Source organism: Pantoea sp. S18 (assembly GCF_045689705.1).
Lineage (GTDB): Bacteria > Pseudomonadota > Gammaproteobacteria > Enterobacterales > Enterobacteriaceae > Pantoea > Pantoea symbiotica.
Map to the genome: position 1 here is coordinate 698296 of NZ_CP142688.1, position 20447 is coordinate 718742.

The following is a 20447-nucleotide window of genomic DNA, read 5'->3' on the forward strand; positions in this document are numbered from 1 at the left end:
AGCCGTTGAAACCAGCACGGGCGTAGGAGATCTCTCCACGCCCGTGCGATCATGTTAAGGGCAGAACAAATATGGCTAAGAGTGATTTATACGAGATCTTAGGCGTCTCTAAATCCGCAGATGAGCGTGAAATCAAAAAGGCTTATAAGCGCCTGGCGATGAAATACCATCCGGACCGTAATCCGGACAATAAAGAAGCCGAAGCGAAGTTTAAAGAAATTAAGGAAGCCTACGAAATTCTGACCGACGCACAGAAGCGTGCGGCCTACGACCAATATGGTCATGCAGCCTTTGAACAAGGTGGCATGGGCGGTGGTGGCGGCTTCGGCGGCGGCGGTGCTGACTTCAGCGATATCTTTGGCGACGTCTTTGGCGATATTTTTGGTGGTGGCCGCCGTCAGCGTGCCTCACGTGGCGCCGATTTACGCTACAACATGGAGCTAACGCTGGAAGAAGCGGTACGCGGCGTGACCAAAGAGATCCGCATTCCAACTCTGGAAGAGTGCGATGTCTGCCACGGCAGCGGCGCGAAAGCGGGAACCAAACCGCAGACCTGTCATACCTGTCATGGTGCTGGTCAGGTGCAGATGCGTCAGGGCTTCTTCACCGTGCAGCAGGCGTGTCCGACCTGTCACGGTCGTGGTTCAGTGATCAAAGACCCATGCAATGCATGTCATGGTCACGGTCGCGTTGAGCGCAGTAAAACCCTGTCGGTGAAAATTCCTGCAGGCGTGGATACCGGCGATCGCATTCGTCTGACCGGCGAAGGTGAAGCGGGCGAACACGGCGCACCAGCGGGCGATTTGTACGTTCAGGTTTCGGTGAAAAAACACCCGATCTTCGAGCGTGAAGATAACAACCTGTATTGCGAAGTGCCGATTAACTTCGCGATGGCAGCATTGGGTGGCGAGATTGAAGTGCCAACGCTTGATGGCCGCGTGAACCTGAAAGTGCCTTCTGAAACGCAAACCGGCAAGCTCTTCCGCATGCGCGGTAAAGGCGTGAAATCAGTGCGTGGCGGTGCGGTAGGTGATTTGCTGTGTCGTGTAGTGGTGGAAACGCCAGTCAGCCTCAACGACAAACAGAAAGCGCTGCTGCGTGAACTGGAAGAGAGTTTTGGTGGCCCAAGCGGCGAGAAAAATAGCCCGCGCTCCAAAAGCTTCCTCGACGGTGTGAAGAAGTTCTTTGACGATTTAACGCGTTAATCCCGTCTTAGATGTATAAAAAGCGGAGAGGAAACTCTCCGCTTTTTTTATATTCATTATTAATGATATTAAAATCCGTTAAGCCCATCTTAATAATCATTAAAGATGTGTGAAATCTATTTATTGGTTTTACTTTCAAATTCAAGGCTTGAATACTACTTCAATCTATATATCTAAATTGATCTCTCGGCGGTCATAAGTGCATTTATTTGCAATGGCGGCATCAGGGATGCTTGTGAATATTAAGTTAATTGATTGGAGTAATCATGTTTTATATACGGGAAGTTTTCATTCTCATGTCGTTGTTGCCTTTAACTGCCGCTGCGCATGTTAAATGGTTTGTCGATTACAACACCGAGAATCGCCCAGCTTCACTATTGAATATGCTGCAGTCTATGGAGTTTATGGGGCTGCTGGCCCTTGCAACGATTGTTATATTTCTAACCTCGGTGCTGGATCGTAAACTGGCATCGCCAGTTGATGTACCCGAATGGCAACCATAATTAACGCTGCTGGAGAATTGCGTGCCGGCCATAATGCGTTATGGTACTTCAGCATTCTTTTTAACGCTGACGCTAAGCTTTCCACATATTATTCTGACGCCAGAATTAGTGGTTGAAAATCCGGCGATGCGTTATGTACATGCGCTAATTGCTCTGACCGCTTTTCACCGTCGTACAAGTTTAATTGCTGGCGATGGTATCTTATTCCTTTACAGCTACGCCACCCAATTATAAGGCACCTTCCATATGCTGGATTATCTGGTGTTTATTGGCACCGGTGTCTATCTGATCATGCAAACCTTAGGCGGCGATAAAGTACGTGGCCTAACCATTGAATTAGTACGTTTTACGCTGGCATATTCATTCTTGTGGGGTGCAATTGAAAAATTCATGCAACCCGATCTCTTTTACCATCTGTTAGAAGAGCATAGTTATCTGGCGATGGGCATGGACTGGGAATTCTTCGTCCGTGCGGCAGGCTTTGTGGAGTTTTGCTGTGCCTGGCATATCTTTAGTGGTCGTGCAGCGGGTTATGCTGGTATTGGCTTGATGGCGTTCTTTGTCATCGCCGCCGTTATTCCGTTCGGTATGATCGATTTCATTGGCCATTTCTTATTTATCATTCCATTGATTGCCGTCCTGTTCACGCCGCGCAAGGTGCCACTCTGCCGCACCGCATGCGGTACCACATTAGCGTTTCTGGTGGCGCTTGCCCTGTATTTGCTGGTGGCTTATGCCGCTTGGTATATGCTTTATTTTTACCTGCATTTGGACTTATTCCATTAAGAGGTGATTATGCATCGGTATTACCGAGCAATTAACGAGACATAAGCTGCTTTTAACGAGGTGTCTGAATCGCTACACTTCTCAGCCTAAATGTCTCTACTCAGGAGGAGTTGTGAACAAATCCCGTTCTATTCGAAGCTTGCTGAAAAGCTTTATCGCCAGTGACGCCAGTAACGGCATGGTGCTGATTCTGGCGGCCGTTGCGGCGATGATTTTGGCGAACAGCGCAGAAACCGCTCAAGGTTATCAATCGTTTCTTGCTGAGCCGGTGCAGATTCGCTTTGGCGCATTAGACATCAGCAAAAACCTGCTGCTGTGGATTAACGATGCCATGATGGCGCTGTTTTTCCTGGTGATTGGTTTGGAAGTGAAACGCGAGCTGATTACTGGCGAGCTCGCCAGTCGCGATCGCGCCATTTTCCCGGTCATCGCGGCAATTGGCGGTATGGTGGTGCCAGGACTGATTTTCCTGTTCTTCAACCACGGCGATCCTATTGCGCGTAACGGCTGGGCGATTCCTACCGCCACCGATATTGCTTTCGCTTTGGGCGTGTTGGCGTTGCTGGGCAGTCGCGTACCGACTGCGCTGAAAGTGTTCCTGATGGCCCTGGCGATTATTGATGATCTTGGCGCTATTGTGATCATCGCGCTGTTCTATACCAGCGATCTTTCGGTGTTGTCATTGAGCGTGGCCGCCGGTGCGATTGTGCTGTTGGCGATTCTTAATCGCTGTGGCGTACGTAATATTGCCATCTATATGTTGGTCGGTATTGTGCTGTGGACGGCGGTGCTCAAGTCTGGCGTCCACGCAACGCTGGCGGGCGTGATTGTTGGCTTCTTCGTGCCGCTGGAAGAGAAGAACGGCCATTCTCCGGCCGAGCATCTGGCGCATGGTTTGATGCCGTGGGTCAACTGGCTGATTCTGCCGCTGTTCGCTTTCGCTAACGCCGGTATTTCGCTGACCGGTATTACCTTTATGGATGCGCTGTCGCCAGAGCCGCTGGGCATCATTCTCGGCTTGCTGATTGGTAAACCGTTGGGCATCACGCTGTTCTGCTGGCTGGCAGTCAAGTGGCGGCTGGCGGTGCTACCGGGAGGCACCACCATACGCGATATCATGGCGATTGGTGTGCTATGCGGTATCGGCTTCACTATGTCGATCTTTATTAGTTCGCTGGCGTTTGATGCCGCCCACGAGCAACTGGTGACCTTCTCCAAACTGGGGATTCTCAGTGGCTCGCTGCTTTCGGCGGTCATTGGCTACACGCTGCTGCGCATCAAACTGCGTTAAAAGAGGAAGGAGGCGAAAGCCTCCTTTTTTTGCCGATGAATCAGCTCAATTTTAATCATCTCTACTATTTCTGGCAGGTGTGTAAAACCGGCTCGGTGGTGCGTGCGGCGGATGTGCTGTGCCTGGCGCCACAGACGGTTACTGGCCAGATTAAATCGCTGGAAGACCAACTAGGCGGCGTGCTGTTTCGCCGTCAGGGACGCGGTTTGGTGCCCAATGAGCTTGGGCAACTGGTGTTCCGCTATGCCGATCGCATGTTCATGCTGAGTCAGGAGATGCTCGATATCGTTAACTACCGCAAAGAGTCGCATCTGCTGTTTGATGTGGGCGTGGCGGATGCGCTGTCAAAGCAGTTGGTGAGTAAGGTGCTGGAGGCGGCGGTGGTGGCTGAAGAGCGAATCCATCTGCGCTGTTTTGAATCGACGCATGAGATGTTGCTGGAACAGTTAAGCCAGCACAAGCTGGATATGATTCTGTCCGATTGCCCAATTGATTCCACTCAGCAGGAAGGGCTGTTTTCGGTCAAGCTGGGCGAATGTCCGATCAGCTTCTGGTGTAACACGCCGTTACCGACGCTGCCATTTCCCGCTTGCCTGGAAGAGCGGCGCTTGCTGATTCCAGGCCGTCGCTCGATGCTGGGTCGCAAACTGCTGAACTGGATTCACAGCCAGGGCTTACAGGTGGAGATTCTGGGTGAGTTTGATGATGCGGCCTTAATGAAGGCATTTGGTGCGCTGAACAACGCGATATTTGTGGCTCCCACATTATATGGGCACGAGATTTACCGTGATGATGCTATCAGGGAGATTGGTCGTCTGGATGCGGTGATGGAGGAGTATCATGTGATCTTTGCTGAGCGGATGATTCAGCATCCGGCGGTACAGCGGATCTGCCATCGCGACTTCAGTGCGCTATTTTCCACTGAATTGCAGGCATAAAAAAACCGGCTAAGCGCCGGTTCTTTTTTACAAAGCGATTAACAGACGGGCGATTAAGCCAGTTTGTTGATCTGAGCAGTCAGGTTTGCTTTATGACGTGCAGCTTTGTTTTTGTGGATCAGACCTTTAGCAGCCTGACGGTCCACGAGTGGTTGCATTTCGTTGAATGCGTTCTGCGCAGCAGCTTTGTCGCCTGTTGCGATAGCCGCGTATACTTTCTTAATGAAAGTACGCATCATTGAACGGTTGCTTGCGTTATGCTTGCGACGTTTCTCAGATGTTACGGCGCGTTTCTTAGCTGATTTGATATTAGCCAAGGTCCAACTCCCAAATGTGATCTATATGGACAAATCAAAGGCCGAGGACTATGCCTTTTGCGCCTTCTTATGTCAATGGATTTGTGCAAATAAGCGTCGTTTTAAAAACAACACTCGATTACGTAATTGATGGCGCAGGATTCTACCAGCAACGCGGCGTTGAATACAGTATTTCGCAGCAAAAATCTTCAGATCCTTGCTAAGCAACTGGCTACGCGTGGAATAAGCCGCGCCAGAAGCAGGAAAGGCACGTATACGGGTTAACCTAAACGCCATTCAAGGGTATAATCCGCCGATTTCCACCGGTTTGAGTCAGCCATGAAGTTTATCCGCGGTATTTATAATCTGAAAGAGCAGCATCGCGGCTGCGTCCTGACCATTGGTAATTTCGACGGCGTACATCGCGGCCACCAGGCTTTGATGGCTGAATTAATTGCTGAAGGACGAAAACGCAATCTGCCGGTGGTGGTGATGGTCTTTGAGCCACAACCGCTTGAGCTGTTTGCCGGCGATAAAGCCCCGGCGCGCCTTACGCGTTTGCGTGAAAAGCTGAAGTACCTCGAACAAGCGGGCGTTGATGCCGTACTTTGCGTACGTTTTGATCGTCGCTTCGCTGCGCATTCGGCGCAGAGTTTTATTTCCGAATTGCTGGTGGACAAGCTGAACGTCAAGTTCCTGGCCGTCGGTGATGATTTCCGCTTCGGCGCTGGTCGCCAGGGGGATTTCCTGTTATTACAGAAAGCCGGTGCGGAGTATGGCTTTGAGGTCATCAGCACCCAAACCTATTGCGATAGCGGCAAGCGCATCAGCAGCACCGCCGTTCGTCAGGCGCTGGCGCAGGATGATTTTGCGCAAGCCGAAGCGCTGCTGGGCCATCCGTTCAGCATCTCAGGTCGCGTAGTGCACGGTGATGCACTTGGGCGCACCATCGGTTTCCCAACGGCTAATCTCCCTTTGCGTCGCACCGTTACGCCGGTTAAAGGCGTATTTGCGGTAGAAGTGTTGGGCCTCGGCGATCAGCCGCTGCCCGGCGTGGCCAATATTGGTACGCGCCCAACGGTAAAAGGTTTACGTCAGCAGCTTGAAGTTCACCTGCTCGACACAAATATGAATCTCTATGGGCGTCACATTGAAGTGGTGCTGAAACAGAAGATTCGCGATGAACAGCGTTTCGCTTCGCTGGACGCGCTGAAAGAACAAATTGCGAAAGATGTGGTGACGGCCCGCCAATTCTTTGGGCTAAAAACACCGGTTTAATGACCGAAATACGGAATCGAGAATCTGATGAGTGACTATAAATCTACCCTGAATTTGCCGGAAACGGGGTTCCCGATGCGTGGCGATCTGGCCAAGCGCGAACCGGGAATGCTGCAACGTTGGTATGATGACAACCTGTACGGCATCATCCGCGAAGCCAAGAAAGGGAAAAAAACCTTTATTTTGCATGATGGCCCTCCTTATGCGAACGGCAGCATTCATATTGGTCACTCAGTTAACAAGATTCTGAAAGACATTATCGTCAAGTCGAAAGGCATGGCGGGCTTTGACTCGCCGTACGTTCCAGGTTGGGACTGCCACGGTTTGCCGATTGAGCACAAAGTTGAGCAGATGATTGGTAAGCCGGGCGAGAAAGTCAGCGCGGCTGAATTCCGTGCCGCTTGCCGCCAATACGCGGCGGAGCAGGTTGAAGGTCAGAAAAATGACTTCATCCGTCTCGGCGTGCTGGGTGACTGGGATCGTCCTTACCTGACGATGAACTTCCAGACCGAAGCCAACATCATTCGTGCGCTGGGTAAAATCATCGGCAACGGCCATCTGCACAAAGGCGCTAAGCCGGTGCACTGGTGCATGGATTGCCGCTCGGCACTGGCTGAAGCGGAAGTGGAGTATTACGACAAAACCTCGCCATCTATCGACGTGATGTTCAATGCCGTTGATGCCGATGCGGTGCGCGCGAAGTTTGGCGTCGCCGCTTCAGAAGGCCCGGTTTCACTGGTGATCTGGACCACCACGCCGTGGACCATGCCAGCCAACCGCGGTATTTCGCTGCATCCGGAATTTGAATATCAGCTGCTGCAGATTGAAGGTCGTAGCCTGATTCTCGCCAAAGAGATGGTTGAGAGCGTGATGAAGCGCGCCGGCATCAGTGACTGGAAAGTACTGGGCGAATGCAACGGTGCGGCGCTTGAGCTGCAACTGTTCCAGCATCCGTTCCTTGAGCAGATCCAATCGAAAGTGGTTCTGGGTGAGCACGTGACGCTGGAAGCCGGTACCGGTGCGGTACATACCGCGCCAGGCCACGGCCCGGATGACTATGTTATCGGTCAGAAATACGGCCTGGAAACCGCTAATCCGGTGGGTCCGGATGGCGCGTATCTGCCAGGCACCTACCCAACGCTTGATGGCGTAAACGTCTTTAAAGCCAACGACATGATCGTTGAGCTGCTGAAAGAGAAGGGCGCGCTGCTGCACGTTGAGAAACTGCTGCACAGCTACCCGCACTGCTGGCGTCACAAAACGCCGATCATCTTCCGTGCCACGCCACAATGGTTCATCAGCATGGATCAGAAAGGCCTGCGTGCACAGTCGCTGAAAGAGATCAAAGGCGTGCAGTGGATCCCGGATTGGGGCCAGGCGCGTATCGAAGCGATGGTGGCGAATCGTCCGGACTGGTGTATCTCACGTCAGCGTACGTGGGGCGTGCCGATGGCGCTGTTCGTGCACAAAGAGAGCGAGCAGCTGCATCCGGATACGCTGGAGCTGATGGAGAAAGTCGCCAAGCTGGTTGAGCAGGACGGCATCCAGGCGTGGTGGGATCTCGATCCGCGCGATCTGATGGGCGATGACGCTGACCACTACGTTAAAGTGCCAGACACCTTAGACGTGTGGTTCGACTCCGGATCAACCAGCTACGCGGTAGTCGATGCGCGTCCGGAATTCGGTGGCCATACGCCGGATATGTATCTGGAAGGTTCTGATCAGCATCGCGGCTGGTTCATGTCTTCTCTGATGATCTCCACAGCGATGAAAGGCAAAGCGCCTTATCGTCAGGTACTGACGCACGGTTTCACCGTGGATGGTCAGGGCCGCAAGATGTCTAAATCGATCGGCAACACCGTGGCGCCACAGGATGTCATGGATAAGCTGGGCGCGGATATTCTGCGTCTGTGGGTCGCCTCTACCGATTACTCCGGTGAGATGGCGGTCTCCGACGAAATCCTCAAGCGTGCCGCAGACAGCTATCGTCGTATCCGTAACACCGCGCGTTTCCTGCTGGCTAACCTTGCTGGCTTCAATCCGGCGACCGATTGCGTCAAGCCGGAAGAGATGGTGGTGGTGGATCGCTGGGCGGTTGGCCGTGCGCTGGCAGCGCAGCAGGATATCGTGCACTCCTACGAAAACTACGATTTCCACGAAGTGGTGCAGCGTCTGATGCACTTCTGCTCTATCGAAATGGGCTCGTTCTATCTCGATGTGATCAAAGATCGTCAGTACACCGCGAAAGGCGACAGCCTGGCGCGTCGCAGCTGCCAAACCGCGCTGTGGCATATCGTTGAAGCGCTGGTGCGCTGGATGGCACCAATCATGTCCTTCACCGCAGACGAAATCTGGGGCTACCTGCCGGGCGAGCGCGCGAAATACGTGTTCACCGAAGAGTGGTATCAGGATCTGTTTGGTCTGGCGGATAACGAAGCGCTGAACGACGCCTATTGGGATGATCTGCTGAAAGTGCGCGGTGAAGTGAACAAGGTCATCGAGCAAGCGCGTAGCGATAAACGCATCGGTGGCGCGCTGGAAGCCACGGTCACGCTGTATGCGGATGCCGAGCTGGCCGCCAAGCTGCAGGCGTTGGGTGATGAGCTGCGTTTCGTGCTGTTAACTTCAGGCGCAACCGTGGCGGATTACGCCACTGCCAGCGATGAAGCGCAGCAGAGCGAACTGTTCAAAGGTCTGAAAATCGCGCTGCACAAAGCAGAAGGCGAGAAATGTCCGCGCTGCTGGCATTACACTACAGACGTTGGCCAGAATCCTGAGCACGCTGCGGTATGTGGCCGTTGCTACACTAACGTGTCCGGAAACGGCGAGCAGCGGAAATTTGCCTGATGAGTAAAGCTATTTCTTCGACCGGTTTGCGCTGGCTTTGGCTGGTGCTGGTGGTGATCGCCATCGATTTTGGCAGCAAAATGTGGGTCATGGATAACATGATGCTGCATGAAACGCAGCCGCTGATGCCGTTCCTGAATCTGTTCTATGCGCATAACTATGGCGCGGCGTTCAGCTTCCTGGCCGACAAAGGCGGCTGGCAGCGCTGGTTCTTTGCCGGCATCGCCATTGCTATCGTCGTGGCGCTGTTGGTGATGATGTATCGCAATGCTGCCAGCAACAAATTAACCAATATTGCTTACGCGCTGATTATCGGCGGGGCGTTGGGTAACCTGTTTGACCGTTCGTATCACGGCTTTGTAGTCGATTTTATCGACTTCTATGTCGGAGACTGGCACTTCGCGACCTTCAACATCGCCGACTGTGCCATCTGTATCGGCGCGGCGCTGGTGGTGCTGGAAGGTTTTCTCAGCCCGAACGGCAAACCGGCAAAAGATAAAGGGTAAAAAATGAGTGAGTCTGTTCAGCGCGATAGCGCGTTGCTGGTGCATTTTACGCTGAAGCTGGAAGATGGCTCGACGGCTGAATCCACGCGCGCCAACGGCAAACCTGCGCTGTTCTGTCTGGGCGATGGCAGCCTTTCAGCCGCGCTGGAACAGCAGCTTCTGGGGCGTAAAGTCGGCGATAAGCACGCCTTTACCCTCGAGCCGGAAGATGCCTTCGGCGGCACCAGCCCGGATCTGGTTCAGTACTTCTCGCGCCGTGACTTTAACGACGCGGGCGAACCGGAAGTCGGCGCTATTATGCTGTTCAGCGGCCGTGGCGGCAGCGAAATGCCTGGCGTGATCCGTGAAGTTTCCGGCGACTCAATCACCGTAGACTTCAACCATCCGCTGGCGGGTCAGCGCATTCAGTTTGATATTGAAGTGCTGGAGATTGATCCGGCGCTGGAGGCCAACGATGCAAATCCTGTTAGCTAACCCACGCGGTTTCTGCGCAGGCGTTGATCGCGCCATCAGCATCGTTGAGCGCGCGCTGGAGATGTACGGCGCGCCCATCTACGTGCGTCACGAAGTGGTGCATAACCGCTACGTGGTGAGCAGCTTGCGCGAGCGCGGAGCGATCTTTATTGAAGAGATCGCTGAAGTGCCGGATAACGCCATTCTGATCTTCTCCGCGCACGGCGTATCACAAGCGGTTCGCGCCGAAGCCAAAGCGCGTAACCTCACCATGCTGTTTGATGCCACCTGTCCGCTGGTGACAAAAGTGCATATGGAAGTCGCGCGCGCCAGTCGCAAAGGTGTTGAAGCGATTCTCATTGGTCACGCGGGGCATCCGGAAGTGGAAGGCACCATGGGCCAGTACAGCAATCCCAACGGCGGCATGTATCTGGTGGAATCGCCGGAAGATGTGTTCAAGCTGAACGTCAAAGATGAGAGCAACCTGTGCTTTATGACGCAGACCACGCTTTCAGTCGATGATACTTCGGACGTGATTGATGCACTGCGTCAGCGCTTCCCGGCGATTATCGGTCCACGTAAAGATGACATCTGCTACGCCACCACCAACCGTCAGGAAGCTGTTCGCGTGCTGGCGCGAGATGCTGAAGTGGTGCTGGTCGTAGGATCGAAAAACTCCTCTAACTCGAACCGTCTGGCCGAACTGGCGCAGCGTGCTGGTAAGCTGGCGAAGCTGATCGATTCGGCTGATGACATTCAGGAAGAGTGGGTCAAAGATAAGCAGATCATCGGCGTCACTGCGGGCGCATCTGCTCCAGATATTCTGGTGCAGCAGGTGATTCAGCGTCTGCGTGAGCTCGGCGGTGAAGCGGCGATTGAGCTGATTGGCCGTGAAGAGAACATTGTGTTTGAAGTACCGAAAGAGCTGCGCGTCGACGTGCGTAATGTGCAGTAAGCGGTTCACACCGCAGTAAAATCAGGCCGACATTGTTCGGCCTTTTCTTTGCCTGTCGCAGACAGAAATCCCACTTCCAGCATGCGTGATTGCTTTTACTGATAATGTTTCGCGGCTGGCATAAAATTCTTATATCCCTTTATTATTGTGGCGTGACTGTTATCTGACCGTTAACCTGTTTACGCTTTACATGCATAGATTTGTATCAGGAATGAATAATTATGAGTGAAATCCGCATTGCTATCGTTGGTGCGCCGGGTCGCATGGGACGCAATTTGATTCAGGCCGTACAGCAGGCGGAAGGTGTTGCGCTCGGCGCGGCACTGGCACGTAGCGGTTCGTCATTGCTGGGCGTTGATGCTGGCGAACTGGCGGGCATCGGCAAAACGGGCGTAATCGTCTCTGACGATCTGCAAAAGGTGGTTAATGACTTCGATGTCCTAATCGATTTCACCCGTCCGGAAGGCACGCTGGAGTATCTGGCATTTTGTCGCCAGCACAACAAAGCGATGGTGATCGGTACTACCGGTTTTGATGAAGCCGGCAAAGCGGCGATTCGCGCGGCAGCCGAAGAGATTGGCATCGTGTTCGCTGCCAATTTCAGCGTGGGCGTCAACCTGGTGCTGAATCTGCTGCAGCAGGCGGCGAAGGTGATGGGCGACTACGCGGATATTGAAATCGTAGAAGCGCATCATCGTCATAAAGTTGATGCACCATCAGGTACAGCGCTGGCGATGGGCGAGGCGATTGCCGATGCCATGAAGTGGAATCTGGATGAGCACGCGGTATATGCCCGTGAAGGTCATACCGGTGAGCGTAAAGCGCAAACCATCGGATTTGCTACCGTGCGCGCCGGCGATATCGTGGGTGAACATACCGCGATGTTTGCAGATATTGGTGAGCGTGTAGAGATTACCCACAAGGCTTCCAGCCGTATGACCTTTGCAAATGGTGCAGTTAAAGCGGCAAGTTGGTTAAAGAACAAGAAATCTGGCCTTTATGATATGCGTGATGTGCTGGATTTATCGATGTTGTGAGTGTTGTGAACCATCGTGATGTGGTTATTTCAATCGGTAAGACCTTGATTGACGAGGGCAATGTTATCATTGCCCTTTATTTTATCTGTAAATGGACGGTTTGATTGTTTTTCACTGCGAAGGGTTTATTTGTTGCAGTTAATGAGCATTTATCAGGCTTGTGATGGCTAATTTTGACCATTTGGTCAAAAATTTATGCGTGTTAGCATCACTTTGCCATTATTGCCGTCAGGCAACCGATTATTTTTCCGAGTTATCTCACTCTTTTATCGCCTTTCACCGTTTTTAACATTCAGTTGCCCGAAATATACAAAAAAATAACCACATGTTGTAGACAAGGTGCGGGGCGATCATTAGAATGCGCGCAATTTGCCAAAATTCGAGTACTCAGGCGGGTTTTGCATTGATTCTGGCACTGCTTTTGAATTAATATGCAAATATTGTGACTGTTTATTCCCTGGAGGATGTTTTGATTAAGTCAGCGCTCTTGGTTCTGGAAGACGGAACCCAATTCCACGGTCGGGCCATCGGGGCTACGGGGTCGGCAGTGGGAGAAGTTGTTTTCAACACTTCAATGACCGGTTATCAAGAAATCCTCACTGATCCTTCCTATTCCCGCCAAATCGTTACCCTCACTTATCCCCATATCGGCAATGTTGGCGTTAACGCCGCCGATGAAGAATCCAGCCAAATCCATGCTCAAGGCCTCGTTATTCGCGATCTGCCGCTGATTACCAGCAACTTCCGCAGTGAAGAAAGTCTGTCAGCTTACCTGCAGCGCAATAACATCGTTGGCATCGCCGATATCGACACGCGCAAACTGACCCGTTTGCTGCGCGAGAAGGGCGCACAGAGCGGCTGCATTATTGCGGGCGATAATCCGGATGCCGCACTGGCGCTGCAGAAAGCGCAGGCGTTCCCGGGCTTGAAAGGCATGGACTTGGCGAAAGAAGTGACCACCGCTGAAACCTACGCGTGGCAGCAAGGTAGCTGGACACTGGAAGGTGACCTGCCGGAACAGAAAACGGCGGAAGAGCTGCCGTTCCATGTGGTGGCGTACGATTACGGCGCCAAGCGCAACATCCTGCGCATGCTGGTGGATCGCGGCTGCCGCCTGACGGTAGTACCGGCGCAAACCCCGGCGGAAGAGGTTCTGGCACTTAATCCAGACGGTATTTTCCTGTCGAACGGTCCTGGCGACCCGGAGCCGTGCGACTACGCGATTAACGCCATTCAGGCGTTCCTGAAAACCGATGTTCCGGTATTCGGTATCTGCCTTGGCCATCAGCTGTTAGCGCTGGCGAGCGGTGCCAAAACCATCAAGATGAAACTCGGCCACCATGGCGGCAACCATCCGGTGAAAGATCTCGACAACAATACCGTGATGATCACCGCGCAGAACCACGGTTTTGCGGTTGATGACAGCCAGTTGCCAGCCAATCTGCGCGTGACGCATGTTTCGCTGTTCGACCAAACCGTGCAGGGTATTCATCGCACTGACAAACCGGCCTTCAGCTTCCAGGGACACCCGGAAGCGAGCCCAGGCCCGCACGATGCGGCGCCACTGTTCGATCACTTTATCGAACTGATCGAAGCATACCGTTCTAACGCGAAGTAATCAGGAGCCCACGATGCCAAAACGTACAGACATAAAATCCATCCTGATTCTTGGTGCTGGCCCGATCGTTATCGGCCAGGCATGTGAATTTGACTACTCCGGTGCGCAGGCGTGTAAAGCGCTGCGCGAAGAGGGCTACCGTGTCATTCTGGTGAACTCGAACCCGGCAACCATTATGACCGACCCGGAAATGGCCGATGCGACCTACATCGAGCCGATTCATTGGGAAGTGGTACGCAAGATTATTGAAAAAGAGCGTCCGGATGCGGTACTGCCAACCATGGGCGGCCAGACAGCGCTGAACTGTGCGCTGGAGCTGGAGCGTCAGGGCGTGCTGGCAGAATTTGGCGTCACCATGATTGGTGCGACTGCCGATGCCATTGATAAAGCCGAAGACCGTCGTCGCTTTGATGTGGCGATGAAAAGCATTGGTCTGGGCACCGCACGTTCCGGTATCGCGCACACCATGGAAGAAGCGCTGGCGATTACCGAAGTCGTTGGCTTCCCGTGCATCATCCGTCCTTCCTTTACGATGGGCGGCACCGGCGGCGGTATCGCTTATAACCGCGAAGAATTTGAAGAGATTTGCGAACGCGGTCTCGACCTGTCGCCAACCAATGAGCTGCTGATTGATGAGTCGCTGATTGGCTGGAAAGAGTACGAGATGGAAGTGGTGCGTGATAAAAACGACAACTGCATCATCGTCTGCTCGATCGAAAACTTCGATGCGATGGGTATCCATACCGGTGACTCCATCACCGTGGCGCCGGCGCAAACCCTGACCGACAAAGAATACCAAATCATGCGTAACGCCTCACTGGCGGTACTGCGTGAAATCGGTGTTGAAACCGGCGGTTCTAACGTCCAGTTCTCGGTGAACCCGAAAGATGGCCGCATGATCGTCATCGAAATGAACCCGCGTGTATCGCGTTCGTCAGCATTGGCCTCGAAAGCCACCGGCTTCCCGATTGCCAAAGTGGCGGCGAAACTGGCGGTGGGCTTCACCCTCGATGAGCTGATGAACGACATTACCGGCGGCTTAACGCCAGCGTCGTTCGAACCTTCTATCGACTACGTCGTTACCAAGATTCCTCGCTTCAACTTCGAGAAGTTCGCCGGTGCCAACGATCGTCTGACAACGCAGATGAAATCAGTCGGTGAAGTGATGGCGATTGGCCGTACCTTCCAGGAATCGATGCAGAAAGCGCTGCGCGGTCTGGAAGTCGGTGCCAACGGTTTCGACCCGAAAGTCAGCCTTGACGATCCAGAAGCGTTAACGCGCATTCGTCGCGAACTGAAAGATGCCGGTTCTGACCGTATCTGGTACATCGCCGATGCGTTCCGTGCAGGCATGTCGGTTGATGGCGTGTTCAACCTCACCAACATCGATCGCTGGTTCCTGGTGCAGATTGAAGAGCTGGTGCGTCTGGAAGAACAGGTTGAGCGCGAAGGTGTGAACTCGCTGAACTCGGAATTCCTGCGTGCGCTGAAGCGTAAAGGTTTTGCCGACCTGCGTCTGGCTACATTGGCGGGCGTTTCTGAAGGCGAAATTCGTAAGCTGCGTCAGCAATTTAACCTGCATCCGGTTTATAAGCGCGTTGATACCTGTGCGGCTGAGTTCGCCACCGACACCGCCTATATGTACTCAACCTACGAGGAAGAGTGCGAAGCCAATCCAAACCAGGATCGTGAAAAAATCATGATTCTCGGCGGCGGTCCAAACCGTATCGGCCAGGGCATCGAGTTCGATTATTGCTGCGTGCATGCGGCGCTGGCGCTGCGTGAAGACGGTTATGAGACCATCATGGTCAACTGTAACCCGGAAACCGTATCAACCGATTACGACACTTCGGATCGCCTCTACTTCGAGCCGGTCACGCTGGAAGACGTGCTGGAAATCGTACGTATCGAGAAGCCGAAAGGCGTCATCGTACAGTACGGCGGCCAGACGCCACTGAAACTGGCACGCGCGCTGGAAGCGGCTGGCGTTCCGGTGATTGGTACCAGCCCGGACTCGATTGACCGTGCAGAAGACCGTGAGCGTTTCCAGCAGGCGGTTGATCGCCTGAGTCTGAAGCAACCGGCTAACGCCACCGTTGCAACGCTGGAGCAGGCCGTTGAGAAAGCCGCCGGTATTGGTTATCCGCTGGTGGTGCGTCCTTCTTATGTGCTGGGCGGCCGCGCGATGGAGATCGTTTACGACGAAATCGACCTGAAGCGTTACTTCCAGACGGCGGTATCGGTCTCTAACGATGCGCCAGTATTGCTGGATCGCTTCCTCGATGATGCGGTTGAAGTGGATGTTGATGCAATTTGCGACGGCGAACGCGTGCTGATTGGCGGCATCATGGAGCACATCGAGCAGGCGGGCGTGCACTCCGGTGACTCCGCATGTTCACTGCCGGCCTACACGCTGAGCACTGAAATCCAGAACGTGATGCGTCAGCAGGTGGAAAAACTGGCCTTCGAGCTGAACGTGCGTGGCCTGATGAACGTGCAGTTCGCGGTGAAGGACAATGAGGTTTACCTGATTGAGGTGAACCCACGCGCCGCGCGTACCGTGCCGTTCGTGTCGAAGGCCACTGGCGTGGCGCTGGCGAAGGTTGCCGCGCGCGTGATGGCAGGTAAAACGCTGGCTGAGCAGGGCGTCACCAAAGAAGTGATTCCACCGTATTACTCGGTGAAAGAAGTGGTGCTGCCGTTCAACAAGTTCCCAGGCGTTGACCCAATCCTCGGCCCAGAAATGCGCTCTACCGGTGAAGTGATGGGCGTAGGTCGCACCTTCGCTGAAGCCTTCGCCAAAGCGATGCTGGGTGCGCAGAGCAACATGAAGAAAACCGGTCGTGCGTTGCTGTCAGTGCGTGAAGGCGATAAGAAACGTATCGTCGACCTGGCAGCAAAACTGCAGAAGTTTGGTTTCGAGCTGGATGCGACACACGGTACCGCAGTGGTGCTGGGCGAAGCGGGCATCAATCCACGTCTGGTGAACAAGGTGCATGAAGGTCGTCCGCACATTCAGGACCGTCTGAAGAACGGCGAATATACCTACATCGTCAACACCACGGCGGGACGTCAGGCAATTGAAGACTCCAAGCTGATTCGTCGTAGCGCGTTGCAGTACAAAGTGCATTACGACACCACGCTGAACGGCGGCTTTGCCACGGCGATGGCGCTGAACGCGGATCCGACTGAGCAAGTGATTTCAGTGCAGGAAATGCACGCGCAAATTAAATAATCATTGGTTTGATAGTAATAAAGCGGCTCCTGCGGGAGCCGTTTTTTTTGGCCTTTCCCCGCAGCTGAATATCCTTATCTGTAAAAATCCTATTGATTTGACATATGTTTTATCAGTTGATGCGGAAAGGCTTACACCTCGGAATATCCGCACAAATTTATAAATAAGATCCCAGTCAGCGCACCGTACTATTTCGCTCGCTCATCAATAGAGCGCTCACCTTAACTGGGATATAAAAAATGCAAATGCGTGCTTTCACTCTCAGCGCTATTGCTGCGTTACTCGCAGCGGCGCCACTCGCCAGCCAGGCGGAAATTACTTTACTCAAGCAGGATCCACAGGCGGGCGATCCGCTGAGCCGTCTCGACTTCAAAGTGGGCGGCAGTATTCGTCCGCAATACCTGCATCAGAATGGCGTCAACGACAAGTCGTACAAACGTAATGGCTATGACGGCGGATCACGTTTCCGTTTCACCGCCAATTATTACCTGTTCGACGACGTAAGCTGGGTGGGTTACTACGAGCTGGGCGTAAACTTCCCAGCCTGGTGGGGTTGGGACAATCATCATGCGGATGGTGCGAACAACACCTCGCGCCGCCAACTCTATACCGGCTTCAAAAGCGCCACCCTGGGTGAACTCTACTTTGGTCAGCAGAACAGCGTTTACTACGATGTAGTTGGTGCGAAAACCGATATCTGGGATTACGACATGCTGGCCCAGGCACCGGGCAACGGTATCAATGGCGACTACGACGGCTCGTACCGTTCGCGCAAAATGCTGAAGTACAAAAACACCTTCGGCGATGCGGATGTGTATGCGTCTTACCTGTTTGAAGATAATGAATTCCTGCCAGGTAACGGCCTGCGCTATAAGCGTAAAGGCGGCGGTTCGCTGGGTGTGAACTACCACATCACCAAAGATCTGGCATGGGGAACCGCGTGGAACTACACCCGCGCTGATATCCGTAATCCAGGTAATGGTGACAGCAAACGTTATGACCAGAATATCTATGGCACTGCGCTCAGCTGGACACCGGATAACTGGACGCTGTCAGCCGGTGCCGGTTGGTATGAGAACTTCTCACCAACCAAACGCAACACCGTTAACAACTACTTCGCGGATGACGCGTGGGGCATCGAATACTTTGCTGGCTACAAATTCCCAATCGGTCAGTATGCGGTGAAATCCATCCAGCCTTACTTCATGGGCGACCGTCTCGAGTTCGTTAACGGACGTGACTACAAACGTATTGATAACGGCGTCGGCGTGAGTGCGCAGCTGGATTACGGTTTCCGTGTCGACTACGAATATGTCATCACCTCCAGCACCGACAAATCACTGGGCAACGTGAATCTGGTGCGTCTGCGCTACGATTTCTAAAGCGTCTCAACGGCTCCTGCGGGAGCCGTTTTCTTTTGTCGCACAGAGTGCGCTTTTCTTTACACTGCGATACCGACAATGCGACGTTTCGCGCGGAGTTGTGCCGCCTCGTCAGCAATTTCTGGCTCCTCGCCCCGCTATTGCCGGGAAAGTCGGTGTAAAACTCTGTCCAATAACAAAAGTGCGGTGGCATCGGAGCTTTACGCAAATAGCGGGGTCGGCCTATCGACGAAAGTTTCGCCTTTACGTATGATGGCGCCAATTTTTTCCAGTAGGTCTTTTAACATGATTAGTCTGATCGCGGCACTGGCAGCGGATCGCATTATTGGTATGGAAAACGCCATGCCATGGAACCTGCCAGCAGATTTGGCGTGGTTCAAACGTAATACCCTGAATAAGCCGGTGATTATGGGTCGTCTGACCTTTGAATCGATTGGCCGTCCGCTTCCTGGACGCTTGAACATTGTGGTCAGCAGCCAGCCCGGCAGCCACGAAGGCGTTACCTGGGTGACATCGCTGGAAGAGGCGGTAAAAGCGGCAGGTGATGTTGAAGAGATGATGGTGATTGGTGGTGGACGCGTTTACGAGCAGATGCTGGCTCGCGCGGATCGTCTTTACCTGACCCATATCGATGCGGAAGTGGAAGGGGACACCCAGTTCCCGGACTACGAGCCGGACGAGTGGCAGTCAACCTTCAGCGAATTCCACGACGCTGATGAGCAGAACTCGCACAGCTACTGCTTCGAGATCCTCGATCGCCGCACGTAGAATTGCCATTTATGGCGACCAATAAAAAACCCCGCTGAAGCGGGGTTTTTTATTTACGGCGTATCACTTAACGGCGGATGCGCACTCACCGCGCTCTCGGCCATCGCCTGTTCGCGGTTGGATGCCTGCACGTAATACTGTTTGGTTTCCCAATGCAGCAGCGTCAATGTTCCGCCCCAGCAGCAGCCGGTATCCAGACCAATCACATGCTCTGGCGTGCCTTTCCCTTCCAATGATGCCCAGTGACCAAAGATCTGCGTATAGTCGCTGTCGATTTTGCCCGGCACGTTAAACCACGGCTTAAGCGGTGGCGGGGCAGATTCTGGCGACTCTTTGCAGATCATATCCAGCTGGCCATTCGGGAAGCAGAAGCGCATCCGCGTTAGCGCATTGGTGCTAAAGCGAAGTCGTGCCAGGCCGCTGAGCTCCGGCGTCCAGTTGTTTGGCATGTCGCCGTACATCGCATCCAGGAACAGCGGATAGCTATCGCTGGAGAGCACCGCTTCCACTTCACGCGCGCACAGCTGCGCTGTCTCCAGATCCCACTGTGGCGTAATGCCCGCATGCGCCATTAACAGCTTCTTCTCTTCATCCACCTGCAACAGCGGCTGACGACGTAACCAGTTGATCAACTCATCGGCATCATCGGCTTCCAGCAGCGGCGTCAGGCGATCTTTCGGCTTATTGCGGCTGATACCGGCAAACACCGCCAGCAAATGCAGGTCGTGATTACCCAGCACCAGGCGCACGCAATCACCCAGCGATTTCACATAGCGCAGCACATCGAGCGAGCCGGGGCCGCGCGCCACCAAATCGCCGGTAAGCCATAAGGTGTCCTGCTGCGGATCGAAATCAACCTGCGCTAACAGCGCACGAAGCTCGTCATAACAGCCATGAACATCGCCAATCAGGTATGTACTCATTGTCAGTCCGATTAAAACGCGCCGCCCGGACGGGCCGGGCGGAAGGGATTAGTGAATGTGGGTTTGCACCGCAAGCCGGAACACCGGAATCTCGACGTGGAACTCTTCGCCCGCATCATCGACCATCACATAGTGACCTTGCATGGTGCCCATCGGCGTCTCCAGAATCGCGCCGCTGGTGTACTGATACTCGCCGCCGGCAGCAATGTGCGGCTGTTCGCCGACCACGCCTTCACCTTGCACTTCAGTCTCGCGACCGTTGCCGTTGGTGATCAGCCAATAGCGGCTGCGCAGCTGTACGTTGCTGCGCCCCAAATTGCGAATGGTGATGGTGTAGGCAAACACGTAGCGATCCTCGTCGGGCAAGGATTGCGACTCCACATACTGACTATGCACATGGATACAGACGCGGGCCAGTTCACTCAT

Annotated in this window: 19 protein-coding genes; 16 read left to right on the plus strand and 3 right to left on the minus strand. The window is 53.7% G+C overall.

Annotation, left to right across the window (positions count from 1 at the left end; translation table 11 throughout):
* The first annotated feature begins 71 nt into the window (after positions 1-71).
* The 6 genes from dnaJ to nhaR all read left to right on the plus strand — a co-directional run bounded on the left by dnaJ (position 72) and on the right by nhaR (position 4723).
* Positions 72-1205: a molecular chaperone DnaJ gene (gene dnaJ, locus VIJ98_RS03145; protein ID WP_008108664.1), complete on the plus strand. Its 1134-nt coding sequence runs from the start codon at positions 72-74 to the stop codon at positions 1203-1205.
* Between the two features lie 266 nt (positions 1206-1471).
* Complete coding sequence (locus VIJ98_RS03150) at positions 1472-1708, plus strand: hypothetical protein (protein WP_323272236.1); 237 nt, start codon at positions 1472-1474, stop codon at positions 1706-1708.
* 21 nt (positions 1709-1729) lie between these two features.
* On the plus strand, positions 1730-1942 hold the full coding sequence (locus VIJ98_RS03155; RefSeq protein WP_323272237.1) for a hypothetical protein: 213 nt from the start codon (positions 1730-1732) through the stop codon (positions 1940-1942).
* A 12-nt stretch (positions 1943-1954) separates the two neighbouring features.
* The gene (locus tag VIJ98_RS03160; RefSeq protein WP_323272239.1) at positions 1955-2494 is read left to right on the plus strand and encodes a hypothetical protein; all 540 of its coding nucleotides are present in this window, start codon (positions 1955-1957) and stop codon (positions 2492-2494) included.
* 112 nt (positions 2495-2606) lie between these two features.
* Positions 2607-3785 carry a Na+/H+ antiporter NhaA gene (nhaA, locus tag VIJ98_RS03165; RefSeq protein WP_008108662.1) on the plus strand — a complete coding sequence of 393 codons (1179 nt, stop codon included), beginning with the start codon at positions 2607-2609 and terminating at the stop codon, positions 3783-3785.
* 35 nt (positions 3786-3820) lie between these two features.
* Positions 3821-4723: a transcriptional activator NhaR gene (nhaR, locus tag VIJ98_RS03170; protein ID WP_323272241.1), complete on the plus strand. Its 903-nt coding sequence runs from the start codon at positions 3821-3823 to the stop codon at positions 4721-4723.
* A 53-nt stretch (positions 4724-4776) separates the two neighbouring features.
* Here nhaR and rpsT read toward each other — a convergent pair whose 3' ends face one another.
* Positions 4777-5040, minus strand: coding sequence for a 30S ribosomal protein S20 (gene rpsT, locus VIJ98_RS03175; protein WP_036619798.1), 264 nt, complete (start codon positions 5038-5040; stop codon positions 4777-4779).
* Between the two features lie 318 nt (positions 5041-5358).
* Here rpsT and ribF point away from each other — a divergent pair, with 318 nt between their 5' ends.
* The 10 genes from ribF to folA all read left to right on the plus strand — a co-directional run bounded on the left by ribF (position 5359) and on the right by folA (position 19098).
* Positions 5359-6297, plus strand: a complete 939-nt coding sequence (gene ribF / locus VIJ98_RS03180; protein ID WP_061718149.1) for a bifunctional riboflavin kinase/FAD synthetase — start codon at positions 5359-5361, stop codon at positions 6295-6297.
* A gap of 27 nt (positions 6298-6324) precedes the next feature.
* Positions 6325-9144 (plus strand): isoleucine--tRNA ligase, encoded by a 2820-nt coding sequence (gene ileS, locus VIJ98_RS03185; protein WP_008108658.1) that lies wholly within the window; start codon positions 6325-6327, stop codon positions 9142-9144.
* Positions 9144-9650 carry a signal peptidase II gene (gene lspA / locus VIJ98_RS03190; protein ID WP_008108657.1) on the plus strand — a complete coding sequence of 169 codons (507 nt, stop codon included), beginning with the start codon at positions 9144-9146 and terminating at the stop codon, positions 9648-9650. Before ileS ends, lspA begins: the two co-directional genes overlap by 1 nt.
* Before the next feature lie 3 nt (positions 9651-9653).
* Entirely contained in the window at positions 9654-10124 is a 471-nt protein-coding gene (fkpB, locus tag VIJ98_RS03195; RefSeq protein ID WP_008108656.1) for an FKBP-type peptidyl-prolyl cis-trans isomerase, read from the plus strand.
* Positions 10105-11058: a 4-hydroxy-3-methylbut-2-enyl diphosphate reductase gene (gene ispH / locus VIJ98_RS03200; RefSeq protein ID WP_008108655.1), complete on the plus strand. Its 954-nt coding sequence runs from the start codon at positions 10105-10107 to the stop codon at positions 11056-11058. Before fkpB ends, ispH begins: the two co-directional genes overlap by 20 nt.
* A gap of 221 nt (positions 11059-11279) precedes the next feature.
* On the plus strand, positions 11280-12095 hold the full coding sequence (dapB, locus tag VIJ98_RS03205; RefSeq protein WP_008108654.1) for a 4-hydroxy-tetrahydrodipicolinate reductase: 816 nt from the start codon (positions 11280-11282) through the stop codon (positions 12093-12095).
* 469 nt (positions 12096-12564) lie between these two features.
* The gene (carA, locus tag VIJ98_RS03210) at positions 12565-13713 is read left to right on the plus strand and encodes a glutamine-hydrolyzing carbamoyl-phosphate synthase small subunit (protein ID WP_256695575.1); all 1149 of its coding nucleotides are present in this window, start codon (positions 12565-12567) and stop codon (positions 13711-13713) included.
* Positions 13714-13726: 13 nt separating this feature from the next.
* Positions 13727-16948, plus strand: coding sequence for a carbamoyl-phosphate synthase large subunit (gene carB / locus VIJ98_RS03215; RefSeq protein ID WP_154154260.1), 3222 nt, complete (start codon positions 13727-13729; stop codon positions 16946-16948).
* A 239-nt stretch (positions 16949-17187) separates the two neighbouring features.
* Positions 17188-18330, plus strand: coding sequence for a porin (locus tag VIJ98_RS03220; protein WP_061718146.1), 1143 nt, complete (start codon positions 17188-17190; stop codon positions 18328-18330).
* Positions 18331-18615: 285 nt separating this feature from the next.
* Positions 18616-19098: a type 3 dihydrofolate reductase gene (gene folA / locus VIJ98_RS03225; RefSeq protein ID WP_323272251.1), complete on the plus strand. Its 483-nt coding sequence runs from the start codon at positions 18616-18618 to the stop codon at positions 19096-19098.
* Positions 19099-19151: 53 nt separating this feature from the next.
* On the opposite strand, the gene apaH is transcribed toward folA, so the two are convergent.
* Positions 19152-20021, minus strand: coding sequence for a bis(5'-nucleosyl)-tetraphosphatase (symmetrical) ApaH (gene apaH / locus VIJ98_RS03230; RefSeq protein WP_154154257.1), 870 nt, complete (start codon positions 20019-20021; stop codon positions 19152-19154).
* A gap of 48 nt (positions 20022-20069) precedes the next feature.
* A complete protein-coding gene (gene apaG / locus VIJ98_RS03235; RefSeq protein ID WP_061718143.1) occupies positions 20070-20447 on the minus strand; it encodes a Co2+/Mg2+ efflux protein ApaG in 378 nt (125 codons plus the stop codon).

Bases quoted from the DNA above. Each gene is read 5' to 3' on its own strand.
- dnaJ (WP_008108664.1), top strand. From the start codon at position 72: ATGGCTAAGAGTGATTTATACGAGATCTTAGGCGTCTCTAAATCCGCA.
- VIJ98_RS03150 (WP_323272236.1), top strand. From the start codon at position 1,472: ATGTTTTATATACGGGAAGTTTTCATTCTCATGTCGTTGTTGCCTTTA.
- VIJ98_RS03160 (WP_323272239.1), top strand. From the start codon at position 1,955: ATGCTGGATTATCTGGTGTTTATTGGCACCGGTGTCTATCTGATCATG.
- nhaR (WP_323272241.1), top strand. From the start codon at position 3,821: ATGAATCAGCTCAATTTTAATCATCTCTACTATTTCTGGCAGGTGTGT.
- ribF (WP_061718149.1), top strand. From the start codon at position 5,359: ATGAAGTTTATCCGCGGTATTTATAATCTGAAAGAGCAGCATCGCGGC.
- ileS (WP_008108658.1), top strand. From the start codon at position 6,325: ATGAGTGACTATAAATCTACCCTGAATTTGCCGGAAACGGGGTTCCCG.
- lspA (WP_008108657.1), top strand. From the start codon at position 9,144: ATGAGTAAAGCTATTTCTTCGACCGGTTTGCGCTGGCTTTGGCTGGTG.
- fkpB (WP_008108656.1), top strand. From the start codon at position 9,654: ATGAGTGAGTCTGTTCAGCGCGATAGCGCGTTGCTGGTGCATTTTACG.
- ispH (WP_008108655.1), top strand. From the start codon at position 10,105: ATGCAAATCCTGTTAGCTAACCCACGCGGTTTCTGCGCAGGCGTTGAT.
- dapB (WP_008108654.1), top strand. From the start codon at position 11,280: ATGAGTGAAATCCGCATTGCTATCGTTGGTGCGCCGGGTCGCATGGGA.
- carB (WP_154154260.1), top strand. From the start codon at position 13,727: ATGCCAAAACGTACAGACATAAAATCCATCCTGATTCTTGGTGCTGGC.
- VIJ98_RS03220 (WP_061718146.1), top strand. From the start codon at position 17,188: ATGCAAATGCGTGCTTTCACTCTCAGCGCTATTGCTGCGTTACTCGCA.
- folA (WP_323272251.1), top strand. From the start codon at position 18,616: ATGATTAGTCTGATCGCGGCACTGGCAGCGGATCGCATTATTGGTATG.
- apaH (WP_154154257.1), bottom strand. From the start codon at position 20,021: ATGAGTACATACCTGATTGGCGATGTTCATGGCTGTTATGACGAGCTT.
- apaG (WP_061718143.1), bottom strand. From the start codon at position 20,447: ATGAGTGAACTGGCCCGCGTCTGTATCCATGTGCATAGTCAGTATGTG.